This window comes from Microcystis sp. LE19-8.1F, assembly GCF_027531715.1.
Classification (GTDB): Bacteria; Cyanobacteriota; Cyanobacteriia; order Cyanobacteriales; family Microcystaceae; genus Microcystis; species Microcystis wesenbergii_A.
Genome location: NZ_JAPZSO010000058.1, coordinates 13,567 through 27,748, shown reverse-complemented (window position 1 = coordinate 27,748; position 14,182 = coordinate 13,567). Strand labels below are relative to the sequence as shown.

Sequence of the window (14,182 nt, the reverse complement as noted above, 5' to 3'; positions counted from 1 at the left end):
TTTTCGTACCAAGCTTGTGTTCGTTCGTGGAGAGCTTTGTTGTAAACTAATCTTACACAGCCCAATGTGCGCCGCAATAGCGACTCTTGTTCGGGTGTGGGGTAAAATCGAAACGAATAGGCTTTTTCCATACCTCACATTCTAGTATATATTTTGTAAACGATGCTCATATTTAACAGTAAAGCCGTCGTAGAACGACGGGGTTTCAGACCCAAAATTTTCGATGATGTCACGCGGACGGGAAAAAGTTACCCATCGGTTTTACAGTCAATTGATCAACCGACGGCGATCGTGGCGATCGATTCGGAGCTTCTCTATCCTCCCGTAGAACAAGAGGAGTTGGCGAAATATATCCCCAATTCGGCATTATTCTGGTTGCACTCGCCGCACGGTCACGACGCGTTTTTAATGGATGGCGATATGGATGCGTTGAATGATCTTCTCGTGACTTTCGGGAATGGGTGGGAAATGGGAAATGGTCGCGGGTTGGGGATGGTCGGGTAGAGAGCGCAGCTCTAGGCAAAAAATTATCATTAAACCTTTCTGCTTGTACTGGACAGAGTTGCTATCCATTTAATGACCGACTAGGCTTCGCCAGGAGATCAGCCCAACGGCAAGGATGCGTATGTTACCCGATTTTCGCGGCAAGTTTAATAGTCTTAGGCTTTTGAGGTCTAATAGGTTTCAGTAACCTTCTAGATTGTACTATACATAAGACTACTAATTACAATACTTATCTCGGTTCCGGCATACAGCATTTAGCCCCGCCGAAGCCTAAAAATAGCCCCAAGAGCAACGGCTATTCCCGTTCCCAGCAAGGTTGAGGGTTCAGGCACCTTGGGAACCGCTCCGGCCGGGCTGACCGCTCCAGATACCGCTTGCGGCAAAGGAGAAGCAAATGGTGTATAAACACTAACGGTTTCATTGAGCAGAATCATTCCACCGCTGGGGGTTAGGGGATTACTAAAGACAAAAGACAATACGTTGCTGCCTGCGTCCCTCCAGTCAATCGCCGTCACACCAATCCCTGCTGTATTGGATATTGACAACACATTACTGGCGCCAAAAGTAAAACCATCAACGGTAACATTGCTGAAAGTTATCTTGGGGGAATTGGCTAATTCATCATCAATGGTGAATGTACCTGAAATCAATAGATTAGTATCAGTTTTTGTTCCTGTATCCACGCTCCAGGTCAACGCTTGGGCGGGATTCGTGGTTAAAGTAGCACCGAGAAGGGATGCTCCCATAAGGCTAACAATGGCAAAATGACGAGGATAATTGAGAAATTGAGTCATGGGAAATACAAGAAATAAGAGGACAACAAAAAAGTAAATAGGGTTTGCGGCAAAAAGTTTGTTGGTGGGGTTAGGAGTCGGTCGTCAGGAGAGGAAGTCAGAATAACAGAATGACCTTGTGTGCCTGGAAGCGGAACCCTTTGCGTTCGCCTCCGGAAAGTGCAAGGGTTTTGAGTCCCTCGGCTCGATTTCTCAACGTTTGTCTCTGGCACTTTTTGGGCTAAAAAAGTGCCAAAACCGTTTTCTAGTAAGGCTTCCAGTAATTTTCAGCCAGCCCTAAATAAGATTCTCAGAGCAAAAATGCCGTTTAATTCCAACAAGAAATCCCCCCGTTGTTTAAATCGTGACAATCGTGACAAACCACTGGGGATGGTTGGCAAAATCCGTCACGGGTTGACCTGCGGCATTAGTGACGCTCGCCAAAACATCGGTACCCGACAGAATTTGATTGTTGTTAAAACTGAGAGCACCAAAGCTGAGGTTTTCCAGCACGAAGAGATCTCCTTCCGTGGCGTTGAAGTCCATTACTTGGTCGGATCCATCTCCTGCCCGCAGGACAAAGTTATCTGCCCCGGTGCCACCATAGAGCAAGTCGAGCCCCTTACCACCATCCAGGATGTCGTTACCCGCTTGCCCAAATAATTGATCAACCTCCCCATAACCGAAAAGTTGGTCATTATCCGCACCGCCTAACAGCACATCCCGTTGGGGTGAGCCAACAAGTACATCAATCCCCCCTAGTCCCTCTAGGCGATTGGTGCCGCTACTGGCTTGGGCGTTGAAATAATTATTCCCCTCCGTTCCCGCAATGCGTCCCCCAGTGGTGGGTACCTCAACGGGTTTCAGTTGGGCTAGTTGAAAGTCCAGCGCCACTAAGCCATTAACCACTTCATCGCCATCGAAGGGTCCACCATCCTGGAACTGCATACCATATAGATCGTTCAAGCCATTCCCGTCAACATCTTGCAATTTGCTGATTCCGTTAACGTTGGCAAAGGGAATGTTCACGTAGCTATCCGTGGCAGGATTCCAAATCACAGGCACGACCAGACCATCTAAATCCAGATCGAAGGTGGCTATCCGATCCGTACTATTGGTGCTGGTGATGTCAAACACGACGGAATTCCCCTCTGTTCCGTTAATACTTTTCCAGCGTCGGATCTGTTCATTGGGGGTTGCGACCGCCGCTTGCCAGGCATCGGGTACTAGGTTTGGATCGCTGCTTTCCCCTTCTAGGGTAACCGCTAACCCAAATTTACGCTTGCCGACGTATTTACCGTTATCGGGAATGGGTACGGTAACGGTGAGGGTGGTTTCCCCGGGGGCAAATACTGCCTGCCCCGCAACAGGCGTATAGCGATTGCCCGCCTTGGCACCCCCATCCTGGGTCAAGTAATCTACCCAGACGTATTTGTCTAAATCCCCTGTGCGTTGGATGGTAAATTCTACCTTTCCATCGGCTTCATTGGCTTTAGGATTAGACACAAATATGCGAGTAGGGGCATTAGGATTACTAGCAGTAGGACTAAATACCGCACTAGCAAAACTTCCAGCCGTGCTATCACCTGATTCACCGACACTATAGGATGTCATGGTTTCTGCACTAACAGAGGCTACTTCTAAAGTCGAGTTAGGTGTGGGGATGTTTTTTGTGGGTGCATTTTTCGTGACGGTGATAACATTAGTTGTACCTGTTTGCACAATGCGATTAAGTAAAACCGTGGCGGCGGAGGTATTGGAGGTATATTGATCGAACTTCTGATTATATTGATAGACTGTACCGTTGTTCAGACTAAAATCACTACTGAGACTAAGGGTATCATTGGCATCCATTACCACCGTGACAGTGTTGTTATCAGAAAGTTGCGTGACGGTTAGAGAATTAAGGGTAAGGGTATTTGCACCATAACCTTCGGTGACTAAAATCTCAAAATTGCGTAAACGACTACCGGGGGAAAGGGTAGTTAAATCCCAATCTTGTCCGTTATAACCCTCGAATCTTAACACATCTGTACCAGTACCACCATCTAAACGACGGAAATAGGTATCATTGACAGTAACAAAATCATCTCCGGGTCCGCCGTAAACTACGTCAATACCGCCGTTAGTATAAATTTGATCATCTCCTTCCCCGGCTAGGAAACTTTCACCCGTTGCCGTGCCAATCATGCTATCATCGCCGATCGTCCCGGTTTGAGTTACAGTTTCATTAAAGTCACTACCAAAGATCACGTAGGTCAGGTTATCGGCATCTCCCGGAGCGCCGATGATAAAGTCGCTAAAGCCATCGCCATTTACGTCCCCACCACCGCTGAGGGAAATTCCGGCTTGAGATGCGGGTAAACCGGTAATTACAAAGCCGCTGGTATTCGAGTTACCCGTAGAAGAATTAGATTGATTGTTACTTAAGCTGTTTAAATCAAAGGGTGACTTGGCCGAATAGGTGCTACCCCAGAGAGATTCCCCGCCACCAAAGACGACAAAGGCTGTACCATCGGTCGTGTTACTGCTATCCAGAGCCGTATTGGGGGAGGCAATAATTAGGTCATCGTAGCCGTCGCCGTTAATATCTCCCGTTGGTGCCACTTGGGTTAATAGCAACGCTTGATTATTAGCCACATTGGTGGACGCGGTCGGAGCCGGGGTCGCCAGCACCACATCAGGGGTGGAACTGCTACTCAAGCCGCTGGTGGAGCCGTAGAAAATTAACACTGCTCCTTGGTTATTTTCCAGCAGGTTATTATTCCAACTGCCGAGATTCGAGAAAAAGCCAGGAGCTAGGACGGCAAAATCCGCAATACCATCGCCGTTAAAATCACCGATATTTTGCAGTTGCTCACCGAATTGTTGAGTCTGATTCGGTTCGTAGATGGGATTGGAAGTAGCGATACCAATACGCGTTGTACCCGTTGTTGCATAACCGACCAAGATACTCTCTTGGAAAAAGACGGGGGAAGGACGATCAATGGTAGTTTGGCTTGGAATGTTATTGAGGGTACTGCTCCAGGTGCTACCCCCATCGGTAGAGGTCAAATATAGAATTTGATCATTGCTGTTGCCGGAACTAAAGAAAAGGTAAAGCGTATCTCCCACCGACAAAAGACTGGGCCCCGATGACGACGTCTGACCTGAAACCTGGTTACTGCTCCAGGAGGTTCCGTTGTAGGTGGCGACATTTACATTTTTATTGCCGTTACCGACAAAGCTCACCAATAAATTATCCCCATCCACTGCTACTCCCAGGCGATTGTCAGTTTCTTGAGCATTGCCAGAGCTATTGGTGACCGTGCCATTGCTCGACCAAGTGCTTCCATCGCTAGAAGTGGTATAGAGAATCGTTTGGGTACTATTATTGGCGGCAAAAAAGAGGTAAAGATCCTCGTCATAAACAGCTAGGGTCGGGCCAATGCCAGTAGGAGCCTTATTGCCGCCAGCGTTGATGGAATTAGTGCTGTCAAAGGTTAAGCCTAAATCGCTACTACTGTCAGTCGTTGCCGGGGTAACAATGACCAGGTTATTTGTGGCGGTGAAAGCAAGGTAAAGTGTGTTATTAAAAACCGCTAGAGAAGCTTGGCTCACACTTTCAAAACTACTCCCTAAGCTGGTCAGCCCTTCCCAGTTATAACCATCTGCACTTCTTTGAATATAGAAGTTGTAAGTAAAAATACCAGTGATAGGGTTTACCTCGGTAGTGTTATAGACCATATATAAATAGCCGTTAAACACCGCAAAGGAAGGGGAAAATACAGGAGTGTCGTCAAGACCATTAAAGCTCCAGTCACTATTATTTAATGTTCCTGAAATTGCAGCAGAAGGAGGCGTGATATTGGTGCTATTACTACTAGCGGAACCAGCAGAACCATTACCTAAATAAACTGTAGCCTGTCCATTCCCAGTGGCATTAGGACTGATCACATTCCCATTGGGATCGCCACCACCAATATCGCCAAAACCATCGCCATTCACATCGCCGATGCCATTAAAGACGGTATTACTATTAGCGCTAAAGGTGACAGAACTATTCAGAGCGCCGCTACTGTTACCTTTGTAAAGTGTCTGCCCACCATTAGAGGATGACAATAACAAATCATCATAGCCATCGCCGTTGTAGTCCCCTACAGCAACAAAATCCCCTATCTCCGTCAGGCTAGTATTACTACTGGTGCTCAGGCTTAAGGTTTGTTGGGGGCCTAGGTTGGTGTTACCTAAAATCAGATAGAAATTATTATTCTGATCTACCACCCCAAAATCCGCTAATCCGTCGCCGTTAAAGTCGCCTGCGGACGCAACGCTTTGAATCAAGCCGCTATTGGAAATATTAATAATTAACTCATCGGTTCCCGCCGCTGCGTCCAGTAAATTTTGGGTACTAGAGCCAAAAGTGACAACAGCGCCATTGCCGTTAATGGTGCCTCCGGCCAGCACATCGGCAAAACCATCCCCATTGATGTCCCCCAACATAACGACATCATTACCTGCTCCTAGCAGAATTTGGCTACCGCTAAGGGCGGTGACATATACGTCAGCCTCGGAGTCGGTGCCAGTATAGCCTAGATACAATCGACCCCCTAAAATAGCTGGAGCGGGGAGATAATTACTGGTTTGGAAATCAATCTCGTTTAACCCAGACCAACTGGTTCCATTGCTAGAAGTCAGATAGTAAAGATCGCTACTGCTATTGCTATATGTAAAGTAAAGTTGACTGCCGTCATTGGTAATGCCAGGCGCTGTACTGGCGCTAGTTGCGCCGCTCAGTTCCGATACGCTCCAAGTTAGGTTCGTTAAATTTGAACCGCTGGTGTTAGTGACGTAATAGTTATTACCGCTACCTACCGTTCCACCCCGATAGGCCAGGTAAAGCGTTTCGCCCATGACGGTGGCGCTGACGGCTTGGCTGGCAGTTTGATTACCACCACCCGGATTGGGGACTGTGTAATCCGTTGACCAGGAAGCTCCTGATTGAGGATTATCAGAGTAAACGTAAAGAATATCGCTATTAGACTCGGTGCCGACAAAAAACGCCATCAACTGGCCTTGATACACCACTAGGGAAACTCCAGCACTGGAAAATTGATCAATGCTGTATTGGCTACTCCAACTCTGCCCGTTATCAGTACTGGAAGTGATATTAATTTGTTTGTTCGTCCCCACATAAGCCAGATAAAGCGTCCCCTTATAAAAAGCTAAGGATGGGGACTGACTGGTAGTTATACCACTGGGGAGTTCTACTGCGCTTGTCCAGGTTTGCCCGGCATCACTGCTAGTGGTCAGATAAATTTGATTACCCCCCTTTTCCACATAGGCGAGGTAAAAAGTGCCGTTATTGTTGATAAAGGCAGGAGCGGCGCTCGATTCGTCTCCGAGGTTATAAATTTGGGTTCCTACCGCTACGGAGTATAAGTCGCCATCAATAACAAAACCGTTATCACCGGAAATATCGGCTAATTTAATACTGCCATCGTCCGCTAACCAGGGATGACCATAAATAGTGTAGAGTTGTCCCGCATTAGGCGCACTAATCATTAAATCATCCACCTTATCACCGTTCACATCCCCAATACCACTAGCGGCGGCTCCCACTAATTGATAAGGTTGATCTCCATTGAGTAAGAAGGTGGTTTTACTATCAGTAGCGGTAATGTTGAGGTCAAAAATAGTACCAATGTCACCGAGATCAAGCGGTCCGAAAAGCACATAACCTTGACCAGTGCCGTTTGCACCCTGAGGTGCGGTAATCAAAAAGTCTGCATAACCATCGTCATTAACATCGCCAGGAGAAGTAATAACTGCCCCTGTTTGACTGGAAATAAGCCCTCCGACAATACCTAGATTAGATACATTGCCAAGATTTTGATAATTACTGTTGGCACTTACTCCTCCTTTAAGAACATAAACGACACCGTTATTATTACTTGCTCCCGGGGCAGAAATGGCTAAATCATTGCTACTATCACCATCTAAGTCACTACTATTTAAGGCACTTCCCGCATTGATGTTATTAGGTGTACCATTACTGGAGGGAAGATTGGGACCGGTATAACTCACATATTGCGTTAATGTTGTTGTGCCATTACTTTGATAGACATAGACTGCCCCCAATTCGGCTTGGGTGGTGGAGGGATAACTATTATTTTGATTGGTATTACTAGGAAGTCCGTCCAAACCAGTCCATTGATTAGTAACCGTTCCTTGAAAGTTGATCGCACCGATAATCAAATCATCGGAAAATTGATTATTAGTAAAGGTAGTGGAAGTAGGTGTACGAGAGGAAACCGCAAGGCTATAACCTGCTAACTCTCCCTGGTTAGTGGAATTGTAAATAGTTGAATAGGTTGAACTACCATCGAAGGCAACATACACCGCCCCATTGCCATTATTTGCCCCCGGCGCACCGATGGCAATATCAAATTTAGTACCACTGGCGTAAGTGCCATTAGATTGAGCGTTACTGTTAAAGTTACCCACCGCCACGGAATAACCAAAGGCGATATTGGTTGAACTGGGGGCATTAATTACATAACCTTGACTGCTAGTTAAATTCGTGACATCAATGCTGGTTCCTTCTAAATTATTAGAGCCATAAACCACATATACTGCATTCGCATTGGGATCACCAATGACTAAATCCTGATAACCATCACCATTGACATCTCCTGTGGCCATACTGAAAGGAAAATCGCCGTTTGCTTGTCCAGTATCACTTAAACCTGTAATCAAGACACCGTTAGGATTGCCAGTTAAATCGGTAGTAGTTAAGGGATTGGTTTCACTGTTTAATAATACTGCTTGACCACCAAAGAGAATTTGGATTGTCCCTCCTGATTGTGGGACGCCTGAGGTGTTAGTATAGCCCCGATTTCCCACTGCTACATCTGATTTACCATCGTTGTTAAAGTCAGCATACAGAATTGAATAACCGATACTAGGATTATTGGTGTTGATAATAAAACCACTATCGATTAAAGCAAGGGAAGAATCATTGGCTTCGGTGACTGTGGCTGTTCCTAATACTTGGTTAGAGTTGATGGTTGTGGGTTGGCTGGTGACATCTCCAGGAGTGATAGATTGGGGAGTATTACCATTGATAGAATAGTTAAAGTTAGAGTAATTATTACCTCCTCCATCGATAAATAAATCTAAGTCCACATTAGAGGACAAGATTGTATATTCAAAACTACCATCAGGATTAACAGGATTAAGCAGTTTATTCCCTTGTACTACGGCTAATTGATATTCAGTGGTAGTGGTAGTGGTATTGCCGACACTCCATGTGATAGTATCGCCATTACTATTAGTAGCAGTGACAACAATAGAAGTTATTTTTTTACCTGTAGTCTGATTCGATAAATTGAGGGGTAAATAAATATCAGGATTACCGTTAGGATTTACATAGCCACTGCTGTTAGCGGTAGTGTAAGAAGTCACATCCCATTCAGGTTTATTAGCATTGGATAGTTGAGTGGCGATGGGCTCGTAGGTAGGATCAATAACACTAGGCACACTCCAGGAACTACCATTATAAGTTACATAGTTGGTATTTGGTCCGGCAGGTAAAGGAGCGATATATTGAGAATTATATTTATTGCCTATTTGACTGGTATTAAATAGGATTTGAGAAATTTGAGAAGGGGTTAAATTGCCAAAATCCGATATATCACCAGTTTCGCTATAGGTTAAGGCTTGACTATAAAAAGCCACCTCATCTAAATAGACGGCACTGGTATTAGAAGCACTAGCAAGGCTGACAGTGGCACTGTTCGGGAGAGTTAAGGCTAAATTCTCTTGAGAGACCGAGGGTTGACCATTAATATAAAGGGTAGCAGTATCGGTTTCTCCGTCATAACTGGCAACCACATAATACCATTGGTTAGCGCTAGGAGTAAAACCACCGGAGTTTAAGATATTTCCGTTGAGATTGAAAGATAACTCTGTATTGGTGAGACTTATACTCACCAGGTCACTAACTGATAGTAATTCTATCGAACTTGAGGATAAAGAGGGTGCTTTAAACCAAAATTCTAAGCTAAAAGAAATACCAGAGAAGGGAATGGCGACGGAAGTGGCACTATCGCCTGCATTAAACAATACGGCAGGATTGGGATCACCCTGATTAGTGCTAGTATTTTCTAACGCACCTACCTCATTAAATTTTACTGAACCACTATAAGTACCATTACCGCCAGCCCCGTAAATACCTTCATTGACAAGGGTTGTACCACTGGTTTCCGCTAGACGATAGTAAAGTAGAGGAGATTCTTCTTGGGTTAATTGACTATAGGATGTAGCCTGAGTTTCTGTCCATAAAACTGTTGGCTTACCGTTAATGGTGACAATACTTAACTCTGTTGAGGGATCAGGATTTGCGTCAGTGTAGAGAATTTCAGGACTACTCCAACTTGCCTCCCCACTATTATAAGTAAGGCTTGACCAGTAAATGTTTGATTCGCCCTTATTATTATAGTTAATCCATGCGGCCATCAATTCGTTATTCGGTCCAGAGCCGATGACGATTTTGCCTTCCGAGCCTTCTTGTTGTGCTATGGCAGCGGCTACCGTCCAACTACCTCCACTATAGATAGAGTAATAAACGTCAGATTGATTGAAACTTTCATTAATTAAGGTAGTTTCATTGTCGGTATAAAATTCGCCAGGTACAAGGTTCGCATTTATATCACTAGCATCAGCATTAGACCAGACTAACACGGTAATACTATTAGTGGAGTCATAAGCCCCTACGGGATTAAAGTTAAAGCCTCCTGTCCCCGGAATGCTGCTAATACTGCTAACTAGGTTAGTATCAGCAGAATTGAGTAGAGCGTATTTAATAACAGTAGTTGGAGTGCTAGGGGATGTAATAACGGGTTGATTGCTAAAATTAGCCACACTACCGTTAGTACCAGATAAAGAATTACCCGTATAACTTACTGTAACGATGTCTCCATTACCGATGAGATTTACACCCTCTGGGGGTTGAACCGTTAAAATAACCGTATTGCCAGTAGTATTTACGTTCCCAAGTATCGTAAATACCTGTCCATTACTTTCTACAGTAAAGTCGCTATTGGTAACACCATTATCGGTTAAACTTTGATCGAAAACGAGGGTAATTTGATTACTGGTATTATTTTCAATGATCGCACCCGCCCCCAATATAACGGGGGGATTGCTACTATTAGTGGTGTTAGTCAGGGCAAAATTACTAAATTCATTAACCCAAAGGGTCGTATTAGTAAAGGAGTTATCAATGTATAGATTAGTATTATTGCTGGTGGGATTTGAAAGATTGTAACTAAGATTTAACTGTGTGTCTCCACTCACCGCGGTACCAAGAGTTAAAGTCAGACTATTATCATTAACTTTGACATTGGTTACGGTATAGGTATTACCATCACTATCGGTGACGATAAATTGATTAGCAGTAGGAACATCAGTGCCATTGCCTAGATCGTCGATAAAATTCAGGGTGACAAGTTCCCCGTTAACAAAACCGGAGATCGGTTCTAGAGGCGGAACCTCCGCAACCCATGCCAATAAAGGAGATGAACCACCAGAAATAATGAAGGGCGCATTATCTTGTCCTAAATCCGCTTCAATATTTGCTATGAGGGAGGAAGTTGTAACAGCAGGCGGGGTAATCCCTGTTACTAAGGAGCTAATATTTTGACTGTTGTAAGTTATGCTAACAATTTGATCGGGAGATACACTCTGATTGAGACTCAAAAAGACATTATTCCCTGTGAGGGAAACAGAAACACTCTGTACCTGGACATCATTCACCGTTGTACCATCAGAGTTGGTAACGGTGACGGTATAATCTGCAACAGTGTCGGAGAATGTCAGATTAGAATTGTTGTTTGAAATGAAGACAGATGACTGAGAGACTTGGGCAGATACGCCATTTTGAATGGTAAAAGATTCGATCGAATCTCCGTTACTATCTTCTAAGGGGTTACTACCTAAAGAACTACTATTGTTATAACTAATGGTGACATTTTGTAGAGACTGATTCGTCACCGATGAGGCAAATGTTAATAACACACCATTATTAGTTACCTTCGCATCGGTAATGGATAAGACCGTACTTCCTGATTTGACGGTAAATCGAGCAAGATCAGGACTAACCGTCGTATCTAACGGAGTGTTAAAAGCGAGAAGGAGGGTGGGATTAATATAGTTTTGACTGTTACCACTGGTGGGATTGTATTGATAAGCAAGGGAGTTAGGAGTATTATTAGTAACGCCTAAATCAGAGATATTTTCGATCGTATTGCCATCCGTATCCGTGATCCCCTCATTATTTACAAAATTGAGAGAGACATTATTGCTAGTGGGTGTAGGATTGTCAGAACTGGTGTAATCGAGATTTTCTGAGGTAGGAATGGCATTTTCTAACTGTAAAATAACGAGATTAGAACTCGCACCTGCTACCACACCAAAAACAGGAACATTAGTAATATTGCCATTAATATCCGTCACGCTGACAGTAAAGTCACTCGCGGAGGGAAGTGCAGCTAAATTTGTGCCGAAGTCCACTGTAATCAAAGAACCAGCTAAACTGGCGCTAGTGGTAGAAGCCATTAACGCCAAAGAAGCCGAACTTGCTACTGAGGAGGAGTCACTGTCACTACTAGAGTTTTTATTGCCGTCAAAAACATTCCAAGACCAACCCGGATTGAAATTAAAACCTAATCCTAAAGGACCTATCTTCACCTCTAAACCAACGGGAAAAGTTAGGGAGATAGTATTATCTGTATTTCCAATACCGAAGTTAAAAGCAGTTTCGACACCACCGTTTATATCTGCACTCAGAATTGGTACATGGGGAATTTGAGCCTTACCGACTACTCCTGTAGTCAACACAGGAAAACTAATCGAGCCTTGGTTATCTAATCCTTGGGTCGTGCCATTGATAAAAGCGGCGAAGCTTGCCCCTACAGCAATCGCTATATCGGCGGCCAGAATTCCAGCACCGCTACCCTCAGTTGTTCCCTCTTTCGCTAGATTCATCAGTAGTATATAGGCGTCGGCACCAGCACCTGAACCTATCGCTTTTCCCAAATCACCTAGTCCTGCCAACAAAGTTTGAGGCGAATAGGTTTGTCCAGGAATAGGTGTCCCCAAAAGGTTAAAATTAATACCGACACTACCCGTGGCATCTAAGGTAAAAAATCCTGCGGTTTCCTCTGCTGGTATAATCGGAAACTTTACGGAAGCGGTTATGCCTAAAACGTTATCTATATCAAGCAAATCATAGGGTGAATTGTTAGAAAAGCTATACTTAGAATCTAGGTCAAATCCAAAAGTAATAGGACTTTTTCCCCGTATTTTTGTTGCAGTAGAGGCTGATGGTATATTAGTATCATCGGCAAATAAATTACCAAAGATATCACTACCTTGATTATCAACTGTGGGCTCAGATCCGGTTGTATTTTTCCAAGGGCTTTTTAACTCTTTGGGGGATTCCCATTCTAGCTGTGCATTTGTTTGTAAAAAAATTGATGGTTCTCCACCAAAAGTTGTCCCGCCTGACAATGTACCTACAAGCTCGAAATTTTCCAAAAAGGGTTTGATGATCGATCGAAGAAAGCCACTGCTAGGCACACTGTTCATCAATTCCCAATCTTTTAACAAACTACTAGCAAAGTATAATTGGGCATTCCATGAGCCGAAAGGTTGTTGTGCCTGTTCTTCTCCTGTTTCGTCGCTACTAATACTTAAACTATTGGCTTTTGTGGCTGATTGTCCCGCTGGAGTTGTGCTTTGAGCATTGCTTAAAACCCCCGGATTAACGACACCATTATTCGTTAATTGAGGGGAATAGGGGGCAGTAGGTATTACATTACTGGTACTTGTAGAGAATTGACTACTGCTAACGCTAAAGGTTTGAGTGTAAAAGTCGGTATCTTCTTTGATGCTGAGATTCGCAACATTATCAAAGTTAACCTTTGAACCGATAACGATTACTTCGCCATTATCATTGACTGTAACGGTAGGTTCTAAATCACCCACTTGATCAGAGGTGAGAGTTTGAGGAGTATCTAACCATTGTAAATCGGCATTCTCGTCGTATTGGGCGGCGGTATAGAAAAAATCGCTATCATTCAGATTTCCCTGTTGCCATACCACTGCTAACCCCGGATTGCTCCCATCAATCAGCTGACCACTAGCGACGAGATTAAGACTGGTGACAGGTTCAGTACCCGTAAAAGCAATAGCTTCGGCATTTTTCCAAGTTTCCGAATTATTGTCATAGACTGCGTGCCAAATATTGCCATTATCAGCCCAAACGATATGAGTAACCCCTGTGGTAGAGTCAGTGGTGATAGCCGAAAGACTGGAAGCGAGATTAATAGACATGACTAAAAACTTTGAAGAAGGGTTAAGGTCAATTAAGTTTGAATTCCACTAGCGTGGTTAGGTTGAACACTAGACTTGTCGGGAAGTAGCGATCAAAATTGCTGAAGCTTCTGTACAGACAAACTTGCAGCGATTTTGCTCCGAGATTTCTGAGTAGATAGAGCCTTGGGGTTGACCATAGGGACTTAGAGGGTGAAGTCACTTTTTGTTGCCCACTTTCGTCATTAATCTTCAGTGTAAGTTGACTTGCCTTGAAGGATCTCTGTAAAATTGTCATTTTTGTCATGACCTTAATTATCATTTTTGTCATGACATTAAACTTCTTCAAGGTGTTAGGACTACAAATGCCTCTAGTACTAACCGGATTGAGAGTAAAAATCAGATATTGCTGGGTGTTCCCAACTCTGGAAGCGGTTATTTTGAGAAACGCTATGGGAGCATCTCACTTATGCAAGTGAGTAGTTATACTTATCGCTAAAACTTGCTTCTGGTAAGGCTTTCAAAATAGCTTGACATAAAACTTAATT

The 14,182-nt window shown here is 44.1% G+C and carries 4 protein-coding genes; 1 reads left to right on the top strand and 3 read right to left on the bottom strand.

The window, feature by feature from the left end; all coding sequences use genetic code 11:
* The coding region (locus O9334_RS06210) for a helix-turn-helix domain-containing protein (RefSeq protein WP_272079660.1) at positions 1-131 on the bottom strand (131 nt) is incomplete at its 3' end.
* Positions 132-162: 31 nt separating this feature from the next.
* Here O9334_RS06210 and O9334_RS06205 point away from each other — a divergent pair.
* Positions 163-504: an alpha/beta hydrolase family protein gene (locus tag O9334_RS06205; protein ID WP_045359122.1), complete on the top strand. Its 342-nt coding sequence runs from the start codon at positions 163-165 to the stop codon at positions 502-504.
* A gap of 254 nt (positions 505-758) precedes the next feature.
* On the opposite strand, the gene O9334_RS06200 is transcribed toward O9334_RS06205, so the two are convergent.
* The gene (locus tag O9334_RS06200) at positions 759-1,298 is read right to left on the bottom strand and encodes a PEP-CTERM sorting domain-containing protein (RefSeq protein ID WP_152607003.1); all 540 of its coding nucleotides are present in this window, start codon (positions 1,296-1,298) and stop codon (positions 759-761) included.
* Between the two features lie 336 nt (positions 1,299-1,634).
* Positions 1,635-13,655 carry a SwmB domain-containing protein gene (locus tag O9334_RS06195; protein ID WP_287999676.1) on the bottom strand — a complete coding sequence of 4,007 codons (12,021 nt, stop codon included), beginning with the start codon at positions 13,653-13,655 and terminating at the stop codon, positions 1,635-1,637.
* Between the last annotated feature and the right edge of the window lie 527 nt (positions 13,656-14,182).

What these genes read in the sequence shown, in the direction of transcription:
- O9334_RS06205 (WP_045359122.1), top strand. Translation starts at nt 163, where the DNA reads ATGCTCATATTTAACAGTAAAGCCGTCGTAGAACGACGGGGTTTCAGA.
- O9334_RS06200 (WP_152607003.1), bottom strand. Translation starts at nt 1,298, where the DNA reads ATGACTCAATTTCTCAATTATCCTCGTCATTTTGCCATTGTTAGCCTT.
- O9334_RS06195 (WP_287999676.1), bottom strand. Translation starts at nt 13,655, where the DNA reads ATGTCTATTAATCTCGCTTCCAGTCTTTCGGCTATCACCACTGACTCT.